This is a genomic window from Pseudomonas sp. Tun-23181 (assembly GCF_057415455.1).
Genome location: NZ_CM171630.1, coordinates 1042207 through 1064250 on the forward strand (window position 1 = coordinate 1042207; position 22044 = coordinate 1064250).

25 protein-coding genes are annotated in these 22044 nt (G+C 66.5%); 19 read left to right on the plus strand and 6 right to left on the minus strand.

Annotation, left to right across the window (positions count from 1 at the left end; translation table 11 throughout):
- Positions 1-89 precede the first annotated feature (89 nt).
- The 7 genes from ACDI39_RS05280 to ACDI39_RS05310 all read left to right on the plus strand — a co-directional run bounded on the left by ACDI39_RS05280 (position 90) and on the right by ACDI39_RS05310 (position 6530).
- Positions 90-962 carry a MurR/RpiR family transcriptional regulator gene (locus tag ACDI39_RS05280; RefSeq protein ID WP_225789079.1) on the plus strand — a complete coding sequence of 291 codons (873 nt, stop codon included), beginning with the start codon at positions 90-92 and terminating at the stop codon, positions 960-962.
- Positions 963-988: 26 nt separating this feature from the next.
- Complete coding sequence (locus tag ACDI39_RS05285; RefSeq protein ID WP_225789078.1) at positions 989-1741, plus strand: transporter substrate-binding domain-containing protein; 753 nt, start codon at positions 989-991, stop codon at positions 1739-1741.
- Positions 1742-1866: 125 nt separating this feature from the next.
- Positions 1867-2586, plus strand: a complete 720-nt coding sequence (locus tag ACDI39_RS05290) for an ABC transporter permease (RefSeq protein ID WP_253080239.1) — start codon at positions 1867-1869, stop codon at positions 2584-2586.
- Entirely contained in the window at positions 2583-3293 is a 711-nt protein-coding gene (locus tag ACDI39_RS05295; protein ID WP_486537932.1) for an ABC transporter permease, read from the plus strand. Before ACDI39_RS05290 ends, ACDI39_RS05295 begins: the two co-directional genes overlap by 4 nt.
- A gap of 16 nt (positions 3294-3309) precedes the next feature.
- A complete protein-coding gene (locus tag ACDI39_RS05300; protein WP_225789075.1) occupies positions 3310-4554 on the plus strand; it encodes an NAD(P)/FAD-dependent oxidoreductase in 1245 nt (414 codons plus the stop codon).
- A gap of 22 nt (positions 4555-4576) precedes the next feature.
- A complete protein-coding gene (locus ACDI39_RS05305) occupies positions 4577-5359 on the plus strand; it encodes an amino acid ABC transporter ATP-binding protein (RefSeq protein ID WP_486537934.1) in 783 nt (260 codons plus the stop codon).
- A gap of 361 nt (positions 5360-5720) precedes the next feature.
- Positions 5721-6530, plus strand: a complete 810-nt coding sequence (locus ACDI39_RS05310) for a gamma-glutamyl-gamma-aminobutyrate hydrolase family protein (protein ID WP_225789074.1) — start codon at positions 5721-5723, stop codon at positions 6528-6530.
- A 188-nt stretch (positions 6531-6718) separates the two neighbouring features.
- Here ACDI39_RS05310 and ACDI39_RS05315 read toward each other — a convergent pair whose 3' ends face one another.
- On the minus strand, positions 6719-7492 hold the full coding sequence (locus ACDI39_RS05315; protein WP_225789073.1) for an AraC family transcriptional regulator: 774 nt from the start codon (positions 7490-7492) through the stop codon (positions 6719-6721).
- Between the two features lie 107 nt (positions 7493-7599).
- Between ACDI39_RS05315 and ACDI39_RS05320 the strand changes: the two genes are divergently transcribed.
- A complete protein-coding gene (locus ACDI39_RS05320) occupies positions 7600-8412 on the plus strand; it encodes a sulfite exporter TauE/SafE family protein (RefSeq protein ID WP_253102458.1) in 813 nt (270 codons plus the stop codon).
- Positions 8413-8486: 74 nt separating this feature from the next.
- Entirely contained in the window at positions 8487-8816 is a 330-nt protein-coding gene (locus ACDI39_RS05325; protein WP_486537937.1) for a hypothetical protein, read from the plus strand.
- Between the two features lie 153 nt (positions 8817-8969).
- On the opposite strand, the gene ACDI39_RS05330 is transcribed toward ACDI39_RS05325, so the two are convergent.
- Positions 8970-10184 (minus strand): YeeE/YedE family protein, encoded by a 1215-nt coding sequence (locus ACDI39_RS05330; protein ID WP_225789070.1) that lies wholly within the window; start codon positions 10182-10184, stop codon positions 8970-8972.
- 125 nt (positions 10185-10309) lie between these two features.
- Between ACDI39_RS05330 and ACDI39_RS05335 the strand changes: the two genes are divergently transcribed.
- The 7 genes from ACDI39_RS05335 to ACDI39_RS05365 all read left to right on the plus strand — a co-directional run bounded on the left by ACDI39_RS05335 (position 10310) and on the right by ACDI39_RS05365 (position 16351).
- Positions 10310-10996, plus strand: a complete 687-nt coding sequence (locus tag ACDI39_RS05335) for a class I SAM-dependent methyltransferase (protein WP_225789069.1) — start codon at positions 10310-10312, stop codon at positions 10994-10996.
- 119 nt (positions 10997-11115) lie between these two features.
- On the plus strand, positions 11116-12096 hold the full coding sequence (locus ACDI39_RS05340) for an aliphatic sulfonate ABC transporter substrate-binding protein (protein ID WP_253090746.1): 981 nt from the start codon (positions 11116-11118) through the stop codon (positions 12094-12096).
- A gap of 16 nt (positions 12097-12112) precedes the next feature.
- On the plus strand, positions 12113-13477 hold the full coding sequence (locus ACDI39_RS05345) for an LLM class flavin-dependent oxidoreductase (RefSeq protein WP_225789067.1): 1365 nt from the start codon (positions 12113-12115) through the stop codon (positions 13475-13477).
- 133 nt (positions 13478-13610) lie between these two features.
- Complete coding sequence (locus ACDI39_RS05350) at positions 13611-14447, plus strand: bifunctional allantoicase/(S)-ureidoglycine aminohydrolase (RefSeq protein WP_225789066.1); 837 nt, start codon at positions 13611-13613, stop codon at positions 14445-14447.
- A 138-nt stretch (positions 14448-14585) separates the two neighbouring features.
- Complete coding sequence (locus tag ACDI39_RS05355; RefSeq protein WP_410896930.1) at positions 14586-15191, plus strand: START domain-containing protein; 606 nt, start codon at positions 14586-14588, stop codon at positions 15189-15191.
- Between the two features lie 162 nt (positions 15192-15353).
- Positions 15354-15641: a hypothetical protein gene (locus ACDI39_RS05360; RefSeq protein ID WP_253080236.1), complete on the plus strand. Its 288-nt coding sequence runs from the start codon at positions 15354-15356 to the stop codon at positions 15639-15641.
- A gap of 95 nt (positions 15642-15736) precedes the next feature.
- Complete coding sequence (locus ACDI39_RS05365; protein WP_225789064.1) at positions 15737-16351, plus strand: Yip1 family protein; 615 nt, start codon at positions 15737-15739, stop codon at positions 16349-16351.
- A 17-nt stretch (positions 16352-16368) separates the two neighbouring features.
- Here the strand turns inward: ACDI39_RS05365 and ACDI39_RS05370 are convergent, their stop codons facing one another.
- Complete coding sequence (locus tag ACDI39_RS05370) at positions 16369-16632, minus strand: DUF1652 domain-containing protein (protein ID WP_225789063.1); 264 nt, start codon at positions 16630-16632, stop codon at positions 16369-16371.
- 336 nt (positions 16633-16968) lie between these two features.
- On the opposite strand from ACDI39_RS05370, the gene ACDI39_RS05375 reads away from it, so the two are divergent.
- Positions 16969-17196 (plus strand): DUF6555 family protein, encoded by a 228-nt coding sequence (locus tag ACDI39_RS05375; protein ID WP_225789062.1) that lies wholly within the window; start codon positions 16969-16971, stop codon positions 17194-17196.
- 29 nt (positions 17197-17225) lie between these two features.
- Here the strand turns inward: ACDI39_RS05375 and ACDI39_RS05380 are convergent, their stop codons facing one another.
- The 3 genes from ACDI39_RS05380 to ACDI39_RS05390 all read right to left on the minus strand — a co-directional run bounded on the left by ACDI39_RS05380 (position 17226) and on the right by ACDI39_RS05390 (position 19749).
- Positions 17226-18113: a pirin family protein gene (locus tag ACDI39_RS05380; RefSeq protein WP_486537943.1), complete on the minus strand. Its 888-nt coding sequence runs from the start codon at positions 18111-18113 to the stop codon at positions 17226-17228.
- A gap of 121 nt (positions 18114-18234) precedes the next feature.
- Complete coding sequence (locus tag ACDI39_RS05385; protein WP_253080234.1) at positions 18235-19107, minus strand: alpha/beta fold hydrolase; 873 nt, start codon at positions 19105-19107, stop codon at positions 18235-18237.
- Positions 19108-19128: 21 nt separating this feature from the next.
- Entirely contained in the window at positions 19129-19749 is a 621-nt protein-coding gene (locus ACDI39_RS05390; RefSeq protein WP_225789059.1) for a LysE family translocator, read from the minus strand.
- Positions 19750-19902: 153 nt separating this feature from the next.
- Here ACDI39_RS05390 and ACDI39_RS05395 point away from each other — a divergent pair, with 153 nt between their 5' ends.
- Together ACDI39_RS05395 and mexE are read left to right on the plus strand one after the other, a co-directional pair.
- Positions 19903-20382, plus strand: coding sequence for a GNAT family N-acetyltransferase (locus ACDI39_RS05395; RefSeq protein ID WP_225789058.1), 480 nt, complete (start codon positions 19903-19905; stop codon positions 20380-20382).
- A 411-nt stretch (positions 20383-20793) separates the two neighbouring features.
- The gene (mexE, locus tag ACDI39_RS05400; protein ID WP_225789057.1) at positions 20794-22035 is read left to right on the plus strand and encodes a multidrug efflux RND transporter periplasmic adaptor subunit MexE; all 1242 of its coding nucleotides are present in this window, start codon (positions 20794-20796) and stop codon (positions 22033-22035) included.
- Positions 22036-22044: the final 9 nt, after the last annotated feature.

The following is a 22044-nucleotide window of genomic DNA, read 5'->3' on the forward strand; positions in this document are numbered from 1 at the left end:
CGCGAATGGCAGTTATCTGTCAAATATTGACTTAGTGACAGAAAACATCCATTTTCTATCCCACGCCTCAGCCAGCCCGGAGCCGCGACATGAGCCAACCGATCAAGCAACGCCTGGAGAACAGCCTGCACGGCGCCGCCGCCTCGGGCCGCAAGATCGCCAGCTACATGCTCGCCAACCTGCACGAGCTGCCGTTCCAGACCTCGGCCAGCATCGCCGCCAAGCTGGGCGTCAGCGAGTCCAGTGTCGGCCGCTTCTGCCGCGCCCTGGGCTATGCCCACCTCAAGGCGCTCAAGCAAGACCTGCAGAGCGACCTGGGCGACGGCCCCTGGCTGGTGGGGGATCGCCTGCAAGCCTACCGCCAGAACCGCGAAGCTGCCGACAGCGCCGGCAGCCTGGAGCTGGAGATCGCGGCACTGGTGCGGGTGCACGAATACAGCCGTGGCCAGGCCTGGCAGCAGGTGGCCCAGCGCCTGGCGGACAAGCCGCGGGTGTTCGTCGCCGGTTTCCAGACCGAACGCGGCATCGCCATGTGCATGAGTCACCTGATGCAGTACCTGCGCGACGGTGTGCAACTGGTCGATGGCAGCGCCGGGCACTTCGGCGAGGTCTTGCTTGGCCGCGCCGAGGACAGCGCCTTGCTGGTGTTCGAGGCGCGCCGCTATTCACGCCATGCCCTGCAGCTGTGCCAGAAGGCACGCCAGGCCGGCATTCCGGTCACCTTGGTGACCGACACCTTCTGTGACTGGGCCGAGGCCAACGCCGACGAGGTGTTCCGCATCCCCACCGAATTCAACCTGTTCTGGGAGTCCACCTCGGCGATGCTGTCGTGGGTGCACCTGATGGTCAACGAGGTCTGCAGGAAACTCGGGCCCGATGTTGAAAGACGCTTGGAAGCGACTGCCGCTCTACATAACGAGTTCGTCGGCTACACCTCGTGGCCAGCGGGCAAACAACAATAGCAAGAGTGCAAGTACAGAGGTGCGAAATGAAAAAGACCATGGCTGTGGTGGGTGCGTGCGCCCTGCTGCTGGCGGGCGCCGCCAGTGCCGAGACCTTGCGGTTCGCCACCGAGGGCGCCTACCCGCCCTTCAACTATGTCGACGCCGATAACAAGCTGCATGGTTTCGACATCGATATCACCCATGCCCTGTGCGCGCAGATGAAGGTCCAGTGCACCCTGGTGGCCCAGGACTGGGAAGGCATCATCCCGGCGCTGATGGCCCGCAAGTACGATGCCGTGGTCGCCTCGATGATCGATACCGAGGAACGGCGCAGGAAAATCGCCTTCAGCGACCCTTACTACCGCACCCCGCTGGCCGTCGCGGTGGCCAAGGACAGCCCGATCACCGATGCCCAGACCGACTTCAAGGGCTATACCGTCGGCGCCCAGTCTTCCTCGACCCAAGCCATCTATGCCGAGGACGTCTACGCCAGGGCCGGCGCCGACGTGAAGCTCTACCCCACCATGGACGAAGCCAACGCCGACCTGGCCTCCGGCCGCCTGGACGGGGTGATCGCCGACAAGTTCCCCCTGCACGAGTGGATGGACAAGAACGGCCAGGCCTGCTGCCGGATCCTCGGCGACGTCGCCGGCACCAAGGCCAACGCCGCCATCGCCGTGCGCAAGGACGACGACGCCCTGCGCCAGCGCCTGAACCAGGCGTTGGCCGAGATCGTCGCCAACGGCACCTACCAGAAGATCGCCAGCAAGTACTTCGACTTCGATATCTACAACTGACCTGCGACCGCCCTCTCCCATGGAGGCTGCGCCGCTCTTGAGCTCGGCGCCGCCCCTGTGGGAGCGGCCTTGCGTCGCGAAAGGGGCACGAAGCGCCCCCGATAGCGACAGTGTGGAGATACACCATGCTCGATCAATTGTCCTTGCTGTCTTTCGCCAGTGGCGGCTGGGGCCAGGCGCTGCTGGCCGGCGCCCTGGTGACCCTGTCGCTGGCCCTGGCCTGCCTGCCCATCGGCCTGCCCCTGGGCCTGCTCGTGGCCCTCGCCGCGCGTTCGCGCAAGCGCCTGCCCCGCGCCTGGGCGACCACGTTCTCCACCGTGTTCCGTGGCCTGCCCGAGCTGTTGACCCTGCTGATCATCTACTACGGCTGCCAGATCGCCGCGCAGACGCTGCTGGCGGCCCTGGGCTATGAAGGCGAGGTGCTGATCAACACCTTCCTCGCCGCGATGATCGCCTTCAGCCTGGTGTTCGCCGCCTTTTCCAGCGAGATCTGGCTGGCCGCCTTCAAGACCCTGCCCAAGGGCCAGGTGGAGGCTTGCGCCGCCCTGGGCCTGAGCCGGCGCACGGGGTTCTTCAAGGTGGTGCTGCCGCAACTCACCCGCATCGCCCTGCCTGGTCTGTCCAACAACTGGTTGTCGTTGCTCAAGGACACCTCGCTGGTGTCGACCATCTCCCTGGTCGACCTGATGCGCCAGACCAACCTGGCGGTCAGCGTGACCAAGGAGCCGATGTTCTTCTACGGCGTGGCCTGCCTGGGCTACCTGCTGTTCTCGGCGCTGTCGGGCAGGGTCTTCGCCCTCATCGAACGGCGCTGCAACCGCCACCTGCAAGGAGCCCGGGCATGAGCGTCGAACAATGGCTGGCCATGGTGCTGGACCCCGACCTGCTGGAGCGCTACGGCCCGCGCTTTCTCGACGGCCTGTTGGTGACCGCCAAGCTGGTGGCGATCTCCTTCAGCCTGGGCGCGGCGCTCAGCCTGCTGCTGGCCCTGGCGCGCCTGTCGCGCAGCCAACTGCTGCAACGCCTGGCCGCCGGCTACATCTACTTCTTCCGTGGCTCGCCGCTGCTGGCCCAGCTGTTCTTGCTGTACTACGGCCTCGGCTCGCTCAAGGGCTTCTGGCAGGAGCTGGGCCTGTGGTGGTTCTTCCGCGAAGCCTGGTACTGCACCCTGCTGGCCTTCACCCTGAACACCGCCGCCTACCAGGCGGAGATCTTCCGCGCCAGCCTGCTGGCCATCGCCCCCGGCCAGTACGAGGCGGCGCGGGCCCTGAGCCTGAAGCGCTCGACCACCTTCTTCAAGGTGATCCTGCCGCAGTCGCTGCTGGTGGCCATCGGCCCACTGGGCAACGAGCTGATCCTGATGATCAAGGCCAGCGCCATCGCCTCGCTAGTGACCATCTACGACCTGATGGGCGTGACCAAGCTGGCCTTCTCGCGCAGCTTCGACTTCCAGATCTACCTGTGGGCCGCCGTGCTCTACCTGGTGATCGTGGAACTCGTGCGGCGCGCCCTGAAACACCTGGAAGCCCGCCTGGGCCGCCATCTGAACTGACCGAAGGATACGCCCCATGCACTGCCAAACCCTTGTCCTCGGCGCCGGCATCGTCGGCGTCAGCACCGCGCTGCACCTGCAGGCGCGCGGACGCCAGGTGATCCTGCTCGACCGCGACACGCCCGGCAGCGGCACCAGCCATGGCAACGCCGGGCTGATCGAGCGTTCCAGCGTGATTCCCTATGCCTTCCCGCGCAACCTCGGCGCCCTGCTGCGCTATGGCCTGAACCGCCAGCCAGACGTGCGCTACAGCCTGGTCCACCTGCCCAAGGCCGCGCCCTGGCTGTTGCGCTACTGGCAGCAATCGGCCCCAGGGCGCCTGGCCGGCGCGGCGGCCGACATGCTGCCGCTGGTGCAACGTTGCGTCGAGGAGCACGACGCCCTGATCGAGGCCGCCGGCCTCGGTGCACTGGTGCAGGCCAAGGGCTGGATCGAGGTGTACCGTGACCCACGCCTGTTCGACCGGGCCAAGGCCGACCTGCACGGCCTGGCGCGCTACGGCCTGCAGTACGAAATCCTCGAGCGCGAGCAACTGCAAGCCCGCGAGCAGCGCCTGGAGGGCGACGTGCTGGGCGGCATCCACTGGCTCGACCCGAAGACCGTGAGCGACCCCGGCGCCCTGACCCGCGGCTATGCCGCACTGTTCGTCCAGCGTGGCGGGCAGTTCCTGCAGGGCGATGCGCGCAGCCTGCGCCGGCTCGGCGAGCGCTGGCAGGTGGACAGCCGCCGTGGCCCGCTTGAGGCCGACGAAGTGGTGGCCTGCCTCGGCCCACAGTCGGCCGAGCTGTTCGAACCGCTGGGCTACCGCTTCCCGCTGGCGATCAAGCGCGGCTACCACATGCATTACGCCACCCGCGACGGTGCCGAGCTCGGCCACTCGATCTGCGATACCCAGGGCGGTTATGTGCTGGCGCCCATGGCCCGGGGCGTGCGCCTGACCACCGGCATCGAGTTCGCCGCCGCGGATGCGCCGGGCAACGAGATCCAGCTAGGCCGCTGCGAAGCCCTGGCGCGCAAGCTATTCCCGGCGCTGGGCGAACGCCTCGACGACAGGCCCTGGCTGGGCCGGCGTCCGTGCCTGCCAGACATGCGCCCGGTAATCGGCCCGGCGCCGCGCCACGCCAACCTGTGGTTCAACTTCGGCCATGCCCACCACGGCCTGACCCTGGGCCCGGTCAGCGGCCGCCTGCTGGCCGAGCTGGTCACCGGGCAGGCGCCCTTCACCGACCCGGCGCCCTACAGCGCCACTCGCTTCGACTGAACCTATGCGGGAGAACAACAAGATGACCGCCCCACTGAGCCTTGCCAGCCTCGCCCCTGAAACCGACCCGCGCCCGGTGCTGATCCGTATCGAGGGCCTGAACAAGCACTACGGCGCCTTCCACGTGCTGCGCGATATCGACCTGGAGGTACGCGAAGGCGAGCGTATCGTGCTCTGCGGCCCATCCGGCTCGGGCAAGTCGACGCTGATCCGCTGCATCAATCGCCTAGAGATCGCCGAGCGAGGCAGCATCCGGGTTGCCGGCACCGACCTGGCCGCCACCACTGGCCAGGCCGCCCAGGTGCGCAGCGAGATCGGCATGGTGTTCCAGCACTTCAACCTGTTCCCGCACATGAGCGTGCTGGACAACTGCCTGCTGGCGCCCACCAGCGTGCGTGGCCTGTCGCGCAAGGACGCCGAGGAGCGGGCGCGGATGTACCTGCGCAAGGTCGGTATCGAGAACCAGGCGCACAAGTACCCCAGCCAGCTGTCCGGCGGCCAGCAGCAGCGCGTGGCCATCGCCCGGGCGCTGTGCATGAAGCCGCGGATCATGCTGTTCGACGAGCCCACCTCGGCGCTCGACCCGGAGATGGTCGCCGAGGTGCTGGACGTGCTGGTGCAGTTGGCGCAGACCGGCATGACCATGCTCTGCGTCACCCACGAGATGGGCTTCGCCCGCCAGGTGGCCGAGCGCGTGTTGTTCCTCGAAGGTGGGCAGATCATCGAGGACAGCGCGCCGGAGGTGTTCTTCAACCAGCCCCGCACGGTGCGGGCGCAGGCGTTTCTCAAGCAGATCCTGCACTGACCAGGGGGGCTGCAAAGCAGCCCCAAGCTTGTCGGGCCGACGAACCGCCAGGAATGAGCCCGCACCGCCCTTTCATTGCAGCCACGCAAAGACCCAACTGCATCGTTAAATATTATTGACCTCAACCTCCGCCAAACCCTTGCCACCTCAGGCTTGTACGCCCTGCAGCCCCCGAAAACCGGCGCCAGACCGCCCTGCCAGTCGTTTGACATATCGAACGGCTCTGGCAAGCTATGAATCAAGCCCCGACCGGAAACGCCCCTCCGGCGAGCCGGCAGTGCTCGGGGCCCCAGGCCGCACACAAGGCCCAGGCCGTGCGCCTGCACAACAACGACAGGTAGAACCTGTCCTAAGGTGACATATGTCCAACAGCAACATTGGCAACAAGCAACCCACCCTGCGCAAACCCGTCGTCCTGATGACCATGGGCACCCAGGAGCGCAAGGGCCATGACTACCAGGTCATGACCCACAAATACATCACCCCGCTGGTCGAATTCTCCGGTTGCGTCCCGGTCCTGGTCCCCACCTGCTGCGGGACCGAAGACCTCGAGACTTACCTCGACATGGCCGACGGCGTCTACCTCACCGGCGCGGGCAGCAACATCGACCCGGCCCTCTACGGCCAGGAAAACCTGACCCCGGGCAAGGCCCAGGACAAGGACCGCGACCTGTTCGACATCCCCCTGGTGAAGATGGCCATCGCCCGTGGCCTGCCGATCTTCGGCGTCTGCCGGGGCATGCAGGAAATCAACGTCGCCCTGGGCGGCGACATCTACCAGAAGGTCTACGCCGAGCCTGGCTTCAACGACCATCGGGAAAACCCCGAGGACCCGGTCGAGATCCAGTACCAGGCCGTACACAGCGTGAAGATCCAGCCTGGCAGCTGGCTGCGCGAGACCCTCGGCACCGACGAGATCCGCGTCAACTCGCTGCATGGCCAGGGCCTGCGCAACCTGGGCAAGGGCATCGAGCCGATCGCCCATGCCGAGGATGGCCTGGTCGAGGCGATCCACGCCCCGGGCATCTCGCCGTTCCTGTTCGCCGTGCAGTGGCACCCGGAATGGCAGGCCGCGAAGAACCCTGACTCGATCAGGATCTTCCAGGCCTTCGGCGACGCCTGCCGCGCCCAGGTGCGCAAGGCCCAGGTCAAGCGCAACCAGGCGGCCTGACCCGTTCTTCGTTAGCTTTGATCGCGGGGCGGCGCAAGGTCGCCCCCGTTTCCCCAGGTCACCCTCTGCTGGTCCCAGAACATCTCCTGTGGAAACGGGCGGCGGGCTTGTGCCTGTCTGCGCGATCTTTTTTTATCCCTACTGCCAATGCCCTGCTCCTGGGGCTGCAAGGCGGCCCAAATGCTCGCTCAGCCCCCCTCGCGCCGGCTAAACGCCGACGGCGCCCGCCCCATGACCCGGCGGAACATGCTGGAAAAAGCGCTGGGGCTGTCGTAGCCCAGGTCCAGGGCAATCCGGGTGACCGCCTCGCCCGCCGATAACCGGGTCACTGCCGCCATCACACACGCCTGCTGGCGCCAGGCACCGAACGACAAGCCAGTCAGTTGGCGAAACCGGCGATTGAAGGTGCGCAGGCTCTGGTTCGATTGCCGGGCCCAGCCCTCGGCATCGACGCGGATGTCCGGGGCACGCAGGAACGCCCGGCACAGCCCCGCCAGCCGAGGCTCGGCGGGTATCGGCGCGAACAGTGGCAGGCGCGGCGCTAGGCTCAGCTCATGGAGAATCAGTGCCAGCAATACCCCGTCCCGCCCCTGCACGTCATACAACGGCGGTATCTCCACGCTGGCCAGCAGCAACTCATGCAACAACGGGCTGACCCGTAGCGCCTCGCACGAGGTGCCCGCGCGCGGCGCCGCCTGCGGCTCGATGTACAGGCTGCGCGTGCTCACCCCCTGCATGCGCACCTGGTGCGGCTTGCCCGGCGGGATCCAGACGCCGTTGTGCGGCGGGATGACCCAGGAGCCATCGTCGGTCTGCACCTCCATCAGCCCACTCATGCCATAGAGAAACTGGGCCCGCCGGTGGGTGTGGCTGGGCAACAGCGTGCCCGGCGCGTAATCGGTGCCGATCGCCAACACAGGCCGGGGGGTGGCATCGACCTGGGCCAAGGGGATGTTGCGCATGGCTGAAGCCTCTGGCCTGAACACGATGATTATTGGCCGATTCGCGCATGCCGGCCAAGCCTGCTCGCTCTACGCTGCCGGCCTCCATACGCCTGGGAGGCAGATCGATGCTGTATCCATTGCTCGGTGCATTCGGCCTGTGTGCCGGTATCACCACCCTGCTGTTCGGCTTCGGCGGTGGTTTCTTCGCCGTACCGCTGCTGTATGCCCTGCTGCTGGCCAACCATGAAGCCAGCTCGCTGGTCGGCCAGCACGCCATGCAGGTCGCCGTCGCGACCTCCTCCGCCGTGATGATCGTCAGCAGCGCCCTGGCGACCTGGCGCCATCATCGCGCGGGTAGCCTGCGCTGGGGCCTGGTCCGCCCGCTCGCGCCCGGCATCGCCCTGGGCGCCCTGCTCGGTGCCTTCGCGGCACTGCACCTCGACAGCACCTGGCTGCGTTGGGTGTTCGTCGCCTATCTGGTGGCCAGCCTGCTCGATGGCTGGCTGCGCCCAGGCTTCCTCCACGAAGGGGCCAGGCTGCGCCCCTTGGGCCGAGCGGGTGCGACCCTGGCCGGCCTGCCCATTGGCGCGCTGGCAGCCTTGCTCGGCGTGGGCGGCAGCGTGATGACCGTGCCGCTGATGCGCAGGCGTGGCGCGAGCATGCTCAGCGCCACGGCCATGGCCAACCCGCTCTCCCTGCCCATGGCGCTGGCGGCCACGCTGGTCTATGCCGTATTGCCGGCATCGGGCCGAGGCCTGGGCGATGGTTATCTTGGCTTCATCGACCTGCCGGCCGCGGCTGCCCTGGTGCTCGGCGCCTGGCTGGGCATGCGCCTGGCCGCACCGCTGGTCGGGCGGATCGCCGATGGCCTGCACGCGCGCGCCTACCTGGTACTGCTGGGGATCGTGTTGCTGACGATGCTGCTGGTAGGCCCCTGACGGCAAATTGCTGGCCCCCGGCCACTCCAAGCGAAGGCAAACTCCCTTTTCCTTCATAAGCTTAGGACAGCAACATGCGGGTATTTCTAGCAACGGTCGCCGGCTGCCTGTTGATCACGGTGGCTTCCGGTGTCCAGGCCAGGGCCTTGAACCAGAACGATCGCCATGTCTGCAACTGGGGTTCGCAGATCGCCGCCGAGGCGCAGCACGCCAAGCTCTCTGGCGTTACCTTGTATGCCACACGCAAGAAACTGCAGGCACGCAAGTTCCCCAAGCCATGGATGCGTATGACCGCCTTCGGGATTACCGAACAAACCTACAACAGCCGCTCGCGGCTCAAGCCGGCAGCGATCAAGCAGACGTACTACGAGCAGTGCGTCCAGCATGCTGTCGCCGGAAGATAATTCTCTATAAAAACAATAAGTTAATTGATTTTTATAAAGTAATTACGAGATTTAGTTAATGTAATTTCTCAAAATGCTCCACTCAAGCCTGACCTCACAGGTCAGGCTCGCGGGGTGGCGCTGGCCCTGAACGGCCAGCGCGCGGGGGAAGGCTCAGCAGCCGCTCAGCGCCGGTGCTCGTCGCTCGCCCGCGAAGAACAGCGGTCGCAGGCGTACGCCGACCAAGTTGCCGGTGTAGGCCGCTACCAACCACAGCCAGCCGTGCACGCTGCCCGAGGCGATGCCGCTGAAATAGGCGCCGATATTGCAGCCATAGGCCAGGCGCGAGCCATAGCCGAGCAACAGGCCGCCGATCACCGCGGCGACCAGCGACGGCAGCGGGATCTTCAGGCTCGGTGCGAAACGCCCGGCCAGACCCGCGGCCAGCAGCGCGCCGAGGACGATGCCGATGTCCATCACGGTGGTGATGTCTTGCCACAGGGGCGCGGCCAGGGCCTTGGCGTTACCCGGCATCTGCCAGAAGGCCCAGCTGCCGACATCGATGCCCAGGCCGCCCAGGGTCTTGGCGCCCCACAGGGCGAAGGCCGAGGTGATGCCCCAGGGGCGCCCGGCCAGGGCCAGGGTGGCGTAGTTGAGCAACGCCAGGGCAACGGCGCCCCACAGCAGCGGCCAGGGCCCGCGCAGGAAGCGGCGCAGGCCCTGGTGCTCGCTGCGCACCGGGCTTTCGAGCTGGCCGTGGCGGCGCTTCTCCAGCACCACGGTGGCCCAGGCGATCAGCCCGAACAGCGCCAGGCTTGCCAGCAGCGCCGGCGCCACGCCCCATGTCTGGACGATCGACGTGGCCGGGAACGAAGGCAGGGCGAACCACCAGTCGACATGGTGGGTGGCGGTCACCGAACCGATGATGAAGAACAGCAAGGTGACCAGCATCCGGGCATTGCCGCCGCCGACGGTGAACAGCGTGCCGGAGGCGCAACCGCCGCCCAGTTGCATGCCGATGCCGAAGATGAACGCACCGAACACCACCGACACCCCTGCCGGCGCCACCAGCCCGGTGACCGGGGTGCCGAACAGGCTGCCAGCCGACAGCGCCGGGAAGAACAGCAGCACGGCCAGGGCCAGCATGACCATTTGCGCACGCAGGCCGGCGCCACGGCGTTCGTTGATGAACACCCGCCAGGCCGAGGTGAAGCCGAAGGCGGCATGGTAGAGCGTCAAGCCCAGGGCGGCACCGACGATCAGCAGCAGCACCTGCTTGGCGCCGGCGTTGAGGTTGAGGAACCAGGCGCCGGCCAGCAGCAGGGCCAGGGCGATCAGCGGCGCGCCGAGGCGGCGCGGTTCGGGTGTGGCAGTTGCGCAAAGACCCATCGGAATACTCAGATACAGTGGAACGGGGCCGCGAGTATAACGCCCAGACGCCAGGGCACGACTGCGACGAGGTCACGAACCTGGCCTATCCTTTTGCAGCCAACCCTCCAGATCGGGCGCCCGCCATGTCACCTAGCGAAACCACGGTCCTGCACACCTGGCACCACAACGCGCAGGCCTGGATCCAGGCCGTGCGCGAGGGCGGCATCGAAAGCCGGCGCCAAGTCACCGACCAGGCCATCCTGCTGGCCATACTCGGCCGGCAGCCACAACGGGTACTGGACCTCGGCTGCGGTGAGGGTTGGCTGCTACGTGCCCTGGGCGAGCGCGGCATCGAGGCGGTGGGCGTGGACGGCGATGCGACGCTGGTCGAGGCCGCGCGGGCGGCGGGTCCGGCCAGCGTGCACCTGGCTACCTACGCGCAACTGACCAAGTCCCAGGTGGATATTGGTCGCGGCTACGACCTGGTCTGTGCCAACTTCGCCTTGCTGCACCAGGACATCATTCCGTTGCTCGCCGCCCTGAACGCGCTGCTCGCCGCAGACGGCGCGCTGATCATCCAGACGCTGCATCCGTGGAGCATGGCCGAGGGCGATTACCAGGATGGCTGGCGCGAAGAGACGTTCGTGGCGCTCGCCGGGCAGTGGGCACCCATGCCGTGGTATTTCCGCACCTTGTCCAGTTGGTTGAACGCCCTGGAGATGGCGGGCTATCGCCTTGCCGGCCTGCAGGAGCCGCAACACCCGCAGCGTGCACTGCCACAATCGTTGCTGCTCACGGCAGTAGCAGCACCGGAGGCAGGGATACCTTGAAAAAAAACGATATATAAAGAACAAAACAATCTAACAAATTGGAATTAAAAAATTGAAAGCACCCAGACGCCTCCTTAGGCTGGGCAGGCCATTTTCCTTGCCCTCCAGGAGATCTTCCCGTGCCTGCCCGTGCCTTCTCTCCCCTGCGCCGCCTGCTCCTCGGCGGCCTGCTGGCCGGTGTCGCCAGCGCCCTGCTACCCTGGTCCAGCGCCTTGGCCGATGAGGCCAGGACCCTGCGCATCGGCTACCAGAAGTTCAACAGCATCAATATCCTCAAGGGCAGTGGAGCCCTGGAGAAGGCCCTCGCCCCACAGGGCGTGAAAGTCAGCTGGCACGAGTTCGCCGCCGGCCCGCAGTTGCTCGAAGCCTTGAGCACCGGCGCCATCGACCTGGGCCATGCCGCCGACGCCCCCTCGGTGTTCGCCCAGGCAGCCGGCAAGCCGGTGGTCTACCTGGCGGCAGAGCAGCCCTACCCGCGCGGCATCGGCCTGGTGGTGCGCGAGCAGGACCACCTCGCCAGCGTCCAGGACCTCAAGGGCAAGCGCGTGGCCACCGGCCGCGGCTGGAACGCCCAGTACCTGCTGGCCGTCGCCCTGGAGCAGGCCGGCCTGAGCTACAAGGACATCACCCCCGCCTACGTCAACAACGCCGCCGATGCCGTGGCGGCGCTGCAGTCGGGCAGCGTGCAGGCCGTGACCCTGTGGGACCCGTTCCTCGCCGCCGCGCAGCGACAGCCAGGTCTGAAGAACCTGCGCGATGGCAGCGGCCTGTCGAACAACCGCACCTTCTACCTCTCCACCGCCCGCTTCGCCGACCAGCACCGCGAACTGCTCAAGACCTTCTTCGCCGAACTGGGCAAGGTCAGCCAGTGGGCCAATGCCAAGCCTGCCGAAGTCGCCAGCCTGCTGGCACCACAACTGGGGATCAGCGCCGACATCCTGGAAGTGGCCAGCGAGCGGCGCAACTACAACGCCGTGGCCATCACCCCGCAGATCGTCGCCGAGCAACAGAAGCTGGCCGATACCTTCCAGGGCCTGGGCCTGATCCCACGCAAGCTGCAGGTGGCCGACGCGGTCTACCCGGCTTCCGTGCTGCCCTGACGCCAAGGAGATGCGCATGCCACGCCCGATCCGCTTCAACGCCTTCAGCATGAACGCCGCCAGCCACCAGTCCCCCGGCCTGTGGCGCCACCCCCGCAACACCAGCGTGGATTTCAACCGCCTGGACTACTGGACCGACCTGGCCCGCCTGCTCGAGCAAGGCCTGTTCGATGCCCTGTTCATCGCCGACGTGCTGGGCATCTACGACGTCTACCAGGGCAGCCCCGAGGCGGCCCTGCGCGGCGGCGTGCAGGTGCCGGTCAACGACCCGCTGCTGCTGGTCCCGGCCATGGCCGGCGTCACCCGGCACCTGGGCTTCGGCGTGACCTTCTCGCTGACCTACGAGCACCCCTACCCCTTCGCTCGGCGCATGTCGACCCTCGATCACCTGAGCGATGGCCGGGTCGGCTGGAACATCGTCACCGGCTACCTGGACAGCGCCGCCCGCAACCTGGGCCTGGCGCGCCAGCTCGGCCACGACCAGCGCTACGACCTGGCCGAGGAGTACCTGCAGGTGCTGTACAAACTCTGGGAAAAAAGCTGGGACGACGACGCCGTGCTGCTGGAGCGCGAGACTGGCCGCTACCTCGACCCTGCTCGTGTGCACCCCATCGGCCACCATGGCGAGCACTTCCAGGTGCCCGGCATGCACCTGTGCCAGCCCTCGCCCCAGCGCACGCCGGTGCTGTTCCAGGCCGGCGCCTCGGCCCGTGGCCAACAGTTCGCCGCGCGGCACGCCGAGTGCGTGTTCATCAGCGGGCCGACCCCCACCGTGCTGCACCGCTACGCCGACGGTATCCGCCAGGCCAGCGAAGCGGCCGGCCGGGGCCGCGACGACGTACTGATCTATGCCCAGGCACTGCTGATCGTCGCCGACACGCGCGAAGCGGCCCAGGCGCGCTTTGCCGATTACCGCCGGCACGTGGACCTGGATGCCGCCCTGGCCTTGCTGTCGGGCTGGACCGGCATCGATTTCGCCGGCCTCGACCCCGACGCGCCCATCGAGTACGTGGAGAACGATGCCGGCCGCGCCGCCCTGGCCGCGTTCACCGCCGCCGACCCGAACCGCCGCTGGACGGTGCGCGAGGCCGCCGCGTTCGTCGGCCTCGGCGGACGCGGGCCGGTACTGGTGGGCTCGCCCGCAGAGGTCGCCGACCAGTTGGAACACTGGCTCGACCAGACCGGCATCGACGGCTTCAACCTGACCTACGCCGTACAGCCGGACGACCTGCGCCACGTGGTCGAGCTGCTGGTGCCCGAGCTGCAACGCCGTGGCCGCTACCCTCGGGCTTATACCGACGGCACCTTGCGCCACAAGCTGTTCGGCCGTGGCAACCGGCTGCCGGAACAGCACGCGGGGCGCCAGGTCGACATTCAGTGAATGAATACCGGATATTTCAACATTTAATTTGTGGATACCCGGCAAAGGCTCATATTCTGTCCGTGCATCCCCTGCGGCGCACCGGCCGGTGCGGCTTACGGCACGGGGACAGAACAACAAGTCGAGACCCTCCATGTCGAACCATTCCTACTTCGCCCCCCACGGTGGGCACCCAGCCCAGACCGAGCTGCTGACTGACCGTGCCATGTTCACCGAAGCCTATGCCGTCATCCCCAAGGGCGTGATGCGTGACATCGTCACCAGCCACCTGCCGTTCTGGGACAAGATGCGCATGTGGGTCATCGCTCGCCCATTGACCGGCTTCGCCGAGACCTTCTCGCAGTACATCGTCGAAGTCGCCCCGGAAGGCGGCAGCGAGCGGCCGGAACTGGACCCGAACGCCGAAGCGGTGCTGTTCGTGGTCGAAGGCGAGATCGACATCACCGTCGAAGGCAAGCACCACACCCTGGTCCCGGGCGGCTATGCCTTCCTGGCCCCAGGCGCCGAGTGGAGCCTGCGCAACAACAGCAAGGCCAACGTCACCTTCCACTGGCTGCGCAAGCACTACCAGAAGGTCGAGGGCCTGGCCGTTCCGGAATCCTTCGTCACCCACCGCGACAAGGCCCAGGTCATCGAGATGCCGGGCACCGAAGGCCGCTGGGTCACCACCCGCTTCGTCGACATGGCCGACATGCGCCATGACATGCACGTGAACATCGTGACCTTCCAGCCCGGCGGCGTGATTCCGTTCGCCGAGACCCATGTCATGGAACACGGCCTCTACGTGCTGGAAGGCAAGGCGGTGTACCGCCTGAACCAGGACTGGGTCGAGGTCGAGGCCGGCGACTTCATGTGGCTGCGCGCCTTCTGCCCGCAGGCTTGCTACTCTGGCGGCCCGGGCCCGTTCAGCTACCTGCTGTACAAGGACGTCAACCGCCACGTGCACCTGACCCTCAACCCCCAACGTTGAAGTAAGCGAACAGGGCGCGCTTGGCGCCCTGTTCGCGGGCTGCAACACAGCCCAACAGCTCGACAGCGCAGATCTTCATGGCACCTCTGCCTCCAGCGGCCATACTTGCCTGACGCCTTCCCACCCGGCCGCCGCCCCATGCCCTCCTTGCACCGATTGCTCGCCGTGCTGCTCCTGCTGGCAGCGCCCACGCTGCTGGCCGACGACTGGCGCCTGGCGCACCAGGAAGACGGCATCGATGTCTACCTGAGCGCGGTACCCGGCTCGCCCTACCAGCGGTTTCGCGGCGTCACCCGCATCAAGGCCAGCGTACGCATCCTGGCCGACCTGCAGGAGAATCTGCGGGTCGCCTGCAAATGGCTGTACGCCTGCGCCACGATGCGCCTGCTGGAAGTCGATGGCGACACGACCTGGGTCTACCTGACCACCGAGCTGCCCTGGCCGGCACGCCCGCGTGACATGGTGCTGCGGGTACGCAGCGAACGGCTGGACGACGGCACCCTGTTGCGCCACCTGAGCGCCGAGCCGGGCAAGGTGCCGGTAGTGCCTGGGCAGATCCGCGTACGGCGGTTGCGCGGGGAGTGGATCATGCGCCCCCTGGGCGCGCGCGAGACCGAGGTGACCTACCAGCTGCAGGCCGACCCTGCCGGGGACGTGCCGGGCTGGCTGGCCAACCGCTTCGTGGTGGATGCCCCCATGGTGACCCTGCGCACGCTCAGGGCCGTGGCCGAGCGGCAACCCTGAGGGCCCTTGCCATGCACAGGCGATATCAGGCCCCGCCCCCTGATGGGCAGAAATAATTTGAACGCCACCCCAGAGCAGGCTATCGAAATAGAGATAGCCCATTTTTCACGCAAGGAGCCAGCCCATGCCGTCACCCCAGTGCCATGCCCGGGGCCTGCTGCCATGAAAATGAGCTGCCGCGCGCCCAGCGCCTGCCTGGAACTGGACTTCGTCCGCGACACCCTGTTCGGCCCCGTGGCCCAGCGTGCCGAGTGCCATGTCCAGGTCGCCGCCCTCAACCTGCAGGGCTGCCCCGCCCTGCGCCTGCATATCAACCCGCCACTGCCAGACAAGCTCGAGCGCGCCCATAGCGTCGCCTTCGTCTGGGACGGGCGCAGCTATCATGGCGTGGTACGCGATCATGGCAAATGTGGCGACGGCAGCCTGAACCTGGTGCTGGAACTGCAGTGAAGCGATCAACGGCGGCGAAACAGTCTGAACCCCCAAGGGCACCCGCTTCTCCATAACAAGAGGACACGCTCGCCAAGCGTCCCGAGGAGAACGCCATGAACAGTCCCTTGCTCAAGCTCTTCACCCACCCCGCCGAAGCCTGGCTGGACATCCGCCGCGCCGAGGAAGCCCACCCGCAACAATACCTGCCCCGCCTGCTGGCCCTGGCGCTGATCCCTGCCCTGTGCCTGTTCGTCGGCACCACCACCTTCGGCTGGAGCCTGGCAGGGGAAGAACAGGTGCGCCTGAGCATGGCCAGCGCCGCGCAACTGGCCGGCCTGCTGTATGCGACCACCGTGGTCGGGGTGATGCTGATGGGCGTGATGATCCGCTGGATGTCCCGGGGGTTCGATGCGCAGCCCAGCCTGAACCAGTGCATCGGCTTCGCCGCCTACTGCGCCACCCCCTGGTTCATCGCCGGGGTCGTCGGCCTGGTGCCGATGCGTTGGCTGGCGGTCGTGGCCCTGCTGGCCGCCTCGGCCTATGCCACTGTACTCTTGTATGGCGGGTTGCAGACTTTCCTGCGGCTGCGCAAGGAACAGGCCATGCTATTGGCCACCTGCGTCTGGGGCGTGGGCCTGCTGGTGCTGGTGACCATCCTGGTGTCGATGATCCTGTTCTGGTTCAACGGCTTGATGCCAGAGTACGTGCGCCCGGCCAGCCTTGGCTGACCGGGCTGCGGCCGCCGTCAGGCGATGGCCTTGAGCGGTGGCTTGTGGTTCGCGCGCTGTTCCTTGCGCAACTGCGCCACCAGCTCCGCGATGTCCCGGCAGCTGTTGAGGCTGTCGAGCGCGATCCCGCTCACGGTCAGGCAATCGTCCAGGCTGTCGCCCTGGCCGAGGCGGATGGTCAGGCTGACACCGTCCGGGCAGGTGACTTCGCAGCGGTCCGGCAGGCAGGCCTGCTCGATCAACTGACGCAGCTCTAGCATCGAAACTCCGATCAACGACATGGTACGACCCTCTCTGTACTGGATGGCCTGTTGTGTGTGAGTACGCCTTAAGCGGGCGGGGTGCCAATTGATATTGCACATATCCAAGCGGCGGACCATGCGCCAGGACAATGATCGTGCACGAATCCTCTAGCACCTTAGTGGAAGAACCCAGGCGCGCGGCGACTGTTCGATCGGATGCCTGCACGGGACGACGGGCGGTCGCCGCGTTGCCATTCGTCGTGCCCTGGGAATATTTTTCAAACTTTTGCGGGCTTTGCGCATTCCCACGGACAGGGCCAGGGTACGTCCGTACCTGGCCTGTGACCGAGCCTGCGCAAAGGATGTGGATGCCCGATGATCGACGCAAAACTCTTCGTGATCGACTACCAACTGCACGGCCAGCACAAATCCTTCGTGATTCGTGCCGAGCGCATGGACAACGCCGAGGCCTGGCACTGGGCCAGTTGCGATGCGGGGGTTGGCCGCATCGGTCGCTATGGGCGGGAGAAGATCAGGAAGGTCAGCAAGCCGGTGGCCGAGCGCTACGGCATCAGCGAGGTGCACTGGCGCCAGTCGGGTTGATCAACTCGTGGCGCCAGCGGGGCGATGCCTCAGTGGTGAGCCCCCTCTCCGGCGCCGGCCATCTGGCCGAAACGTCCGGCGTGGAAATCGTCGAACGACTCGGCGATTTCCGCCTGGCTGTTCATCACGAACGGTCCGTAGCCGACGATGGGTTCGTCGATCGGCTCGCCGCTGAGCAGCAACACGCTGGCATCCTCCAAGGCCTCGACCTGCACATGCTCCCCCTCGCGCTGCAGCAGCACCAGGCTGGCCGGCCCGGCTTCGCGCTCAGCGTTGACCTGCACGGTACCGCGCAACACCACCAGGGCGGCATTGCGCCCCTCGGCGACCGGCAGTTGCACGCGGGCACCGGCTTTCAGGCGCAGGTCCCAGACATCCATGGCGGTGAAGGTCCGCGCCGGGCCGGGGTGGCCCTGGTAGCTACCAGCGATCACCCGCAGGCTGCCGGCATCGCCTTCCAGCGCCAGCACCGGGATGTCTGCCGCCAGCAGGGTCTGGTAGCCCGCGGCGGCGCGCTTGTCCCGGGCCGGCAGGTTGACCCATAGCTGCACCATCTCCAGGGTACCGCCGCTGCGGGCGAAGGCCGGCGAATGGAACTCCTCGTGAAGGATGCCGTTGGCGGCGGTCATCCACTGCACATCGCCCGGGCCGATCAGGCCGCCGGCGCCGGTGGAGTCACGGTGTTCCAGTTCGCCCTGGTAGACGATGGTCACGGTCTCGAAGCCCCGGTGCGGATGCTGGCCGACCCCACGGCGGGCGTCGGTCGGCGTGAAGTCGTGGGGGCCGGCGTAGTCGAGCAGCAGGAACGGGCTGATATGCCGGGCCAGGTTGTCGTAGGTGAACAGGCTGCGCACCGGAAAGCCGTCACCCACCCAATGGGCATGGGGGCTGCGGTGGATACCCAGGATCTTTTTCATGAGAAGTCTCCTCTCTTGGCTGGGTATAACCTTATCGGCGGCACCAATCTTTCGCTAGATAGCCTAAATGGCATTGTTCGTTCCAAAAATGGGACGAATGGACAGCCGACCTTTCACGCGCTCAAGGCTGCAGGAAGGCCAGCACCTGCTCCGCCGCCGCCACGGGATCTTCCTGCATGAAGCAGTGCCCGCCGGGCACCTGCTGGGCGCTCACCTGTGGGTTGATGGCCGCCAGGCGCCGCACCGAGTGCGCGACGAAGGGGTAGCTCTGTTCGCCATGCAGGATGTGCGTCGGTGTGCGGATTTGCGCCAGGCTCGGCCACATCCGCGCCGGGAACGAGCTGAAGATCTCCACCTCGCGGCTGGGACGACACTTGAGCACCACGCCTTCGCCGCAGTCGCCGATGGCGTGTTCCACATAGGCCTGCAATGCCGCATCGCTCCAGCCCTTGAAGATGCCCCGCCCCTGCAGCGAAGCCAGCGCCGCCTCGCGGTCGGGCCAGTGGCTGCGGCGGGTGGCGGCCTTGCGTGCCAGGGCATGGCGCCGATGCAGGCCGACCAGGGCGGCAGCGCCCATCACGCCGATCATGCGCCGGCTGAACAACACCGGGTCGAGCAGCACGGCGCGGCTGAACAGCTGCGGCTCGCTCGCCAGGATCAGACCCGTCAAGACGCCACCGAAACTGTGGCCGAGCGCCATGCGCGGCACCTCGCCGTACTCGCCGCGCCCGGACTCGAAGGCCTCCACCGCCAGCGCAGCGCTACGGTTCCAGCCACGAAAGGCACCGCCATGGTCACTGTCGCCGTGGCCCTGGACATCGCTCAGCCACAGGTCGAAGTGTTCGCCCAGGCGCATCAGCAAAGGCTGGTAGGCCAGGCTGCAGAAGCCGTTGCCATGCAGAAAGTGCAGCAATGGCCGGCCGCTTGCCGGCGAACGCCAGCCACGCAGGGTGAAGCCTTCGGCGCAATCATGGGACCAGGGGATCAGCTGCATCGTCCTGCTGTACTCATCGGTTCAAGAAAACGCCGATTCTACAAACAGCAGCGGGTATAGCGAAATCACCAGCAACAGGGCCATCAGGACATTGAACAGCATCAGCCAACGCGGGTTCTGCAAGAAGTTGCGCAAGGCGCTGCCGAACATCACCCAGACCCCGACACTGGGCAGGTTGACCAGGGCGAACAACCCGGCGATGACGATGACGTTGAGGACATAGCCCTGGGCCGGCGTGTAGGTGGTGATCGCCCCCACCGCCATCACCCAAGCTTTAGGGTTGACCCACTGGAACGCCGCCGCGCCCCAGAAGCCCAGCGGCTTGCCCGTGCCCGCGGCCTCGCCGCCGATCGGCCCGGCGGTGGCGATCTTCCAGGCCAGGTACAGCAGGTAGGTGGCGCCCACGTAGCGCAGGATGCTGTACAGCGGCGGCCAGGCCTTGAACAACTCGCCCAAGCCAAAGCCCACCGCCAGCACCATGACCATGAAGCCGATGCTGATACCCAGGGCGTGCGGGATCGAACGCCGCACCCCGAAGTTCACCCCCGAGGCCAGCAGCATGGTGTTGTTCGGCCCGGGAGTGATCGAAGAGACGAAGGCGAAGAGCACGAAGGCGGTGAGCAGATCGAGAGAACCGAGCATGGCGGGCTTCCAGAAGGAGGGTTGTGTTGCCACACTAGCGGAGTGATTTTTCCTACAACCTATACAGTTACAAGAAATTAAACCAATACACCTCACTGTACCGTTACAGTTTCAGAGCCAGAGATAGAACCTGCCCCAGCACAAGGAAGCCCCATGAGCCTGACCATTCGCCCCGCCGTGCCTGCCGATGCCGCACAGATCCTGGCCTTCATCACCGAGCTGGCCGACTACGAGCGTGCCCGCCACGAGGTGGTGGCGACCCTCGCCGACATCGAGCACAGCCTGTTCGGCGAAGGCAGCGCGGTGCGCAGCCTGATCTGCGAACGGGATGGTCGGGCCATTGGCTTTGCCGTGTATTTCTACAGTTATTCCACCTGGCTGGGGCGCAATGGTATCTACCTGGAGGACCTGTATGTGACCCCTGAACAGCGTGGGGATGGTGCTGGCCGCCAGTTGCTGCGGCACATCGCCCGCGAGGCCGTGGAAAACGGCTGCGGCCGCCTGGAGTGGAGCGTGCTGGACTGGAACGAGCCGGCGATCGGCTTCTACCAGTCGCTCGGGGCCGAGCCGCAGGACGAGTGGGTCCGCTACCGGCTGGACGGGGAACGCCTGGTGCGCTTTGCCGAGGGTTGAGCGTTCATAGGATGGCGGCTGCTTCCAGCCCCTTCGCGGGCAAGCCCGCTCCCACAGGGCTGAGTCGTTCACAGATGATGTGATTTGCAGGACCATGTGGGAGCGGGCTTGCCCGCGAAGGGGCTGCAAGTTCACCAAATCCTCCGCTGACAGACAGCGCCGCCCCTGGCACCACTAGACTGGAACCTCAACCCCAGCTCAGTCCTGCCTGCGCACGATCTGCAACCAGGTTCACCAACGCCAACCCGCACAGTGTATAGAGCACGCCCTTGGCGCCGAACTCCTAACAGACCTACCCACCAGCGGACATATCATTGCGCGTGATAATAACCTTCGCCCCATTCGATTCGTTCCCCACGCGCCAGCCCCGCAGAATCCGCCCACTATCTCTATACATTGGCGGAGTTCTCCATGGAACAATCACTCAAACCCTTGCGCTATCCCCTCGCTGTCCTGGCAGTGCTGGTGATCAGTGCCTGCGGCCGAACCCCGGACGCCGCGCAGGCCCCCGCCGCGCCCAAGGTCAGCGTGGCCAAGGTGATCGAACAGCCGATCAATGAATGGGACGAGTTCACCGGCCGCCTGGAAGCACCGGAAACCGTCGAGGTACGCCCGCGCGTCTCCGGGCAGATCGACCAGGTGGCCTTCACCGAAGGCGCCCAGGTCAAGCAAGGCGACCTGCTGTTCCAGATCGACCCACGCCCGTTCCAGGCCGAGGTCCGCCGCCTCGAGGCGCAGTTGCAACAGGCCCGCGCCACCGCCATCCGCAGCGAGAACGAGGCCCGCCGTGGCGAACGCCTGCGCGACAGCAACGCCATCTCCGCAGAGCTTGCCGAGTCGCGCAGCAGCGCCGCCGCCGAAGCCCGTGCCGGTGTCGCGGCGATCCAGGCACAACTGGACCTGGCCCGCCTGAACCTGAGCTTCACCCGTGTCACCGCGCCGATCAGTGGCCGCGTCAGCCGCGCCGAGTACACCGCCGGCAACATCGTCACCGCCGACGTCACGCCGCTGACCACGGTGGTGTCCACCGACAAGGTGTATGCCTACTTCGACGCCGACGAGCGCGTCTACCTCAAGTACAGCCAACTGGCCCGCAACGGCCAGCGCGGCCAGAGCACCCCGGTGTACCTGGGCCTGTCCAACGAGGCTGGCAACCCGCACCTGGGCCAGATGAACTTCGTCGACAACCAGGTCAACCCGCGCACCGGCACCATCCGTGGCCGGGCGGTGTTCGACAACCGCGACGGCCAGTTCACCCCGGGCCTGTACGCGCGCCTGAAGCTGGTCGGCAGCGCCACCTACTCGGCGGTACTGATCAACGACGAGGCCGTGGGTACCGACCTTGGCAAGAAGTTCGTGCTGGTCATGGACGAGGACAACAAGGCGACCTACCGCGCCGTGGAGCTGGGCCCGAAACTCGAAGGCCTGCGCATCGTGCGCAACGGCCTGCACAAGGACGACCGCATCGTGGTCAAGGGCCTGCAGCGGGTGCGCCCCGGCTCGCCGGTCACCCCCGAGGAAACACCGATGGCCAGCGAGGAAACCCTCGCCACCCTCGCCCGCCAGCGCCAGGCCCTGGAGGCCAGCAACCCGGCGCCAGCGGTGGCCGGTTCCAGCGTGAAAGTCGCCAGTGCCCAGGCACCGCGCGGTTAAGGAACGACA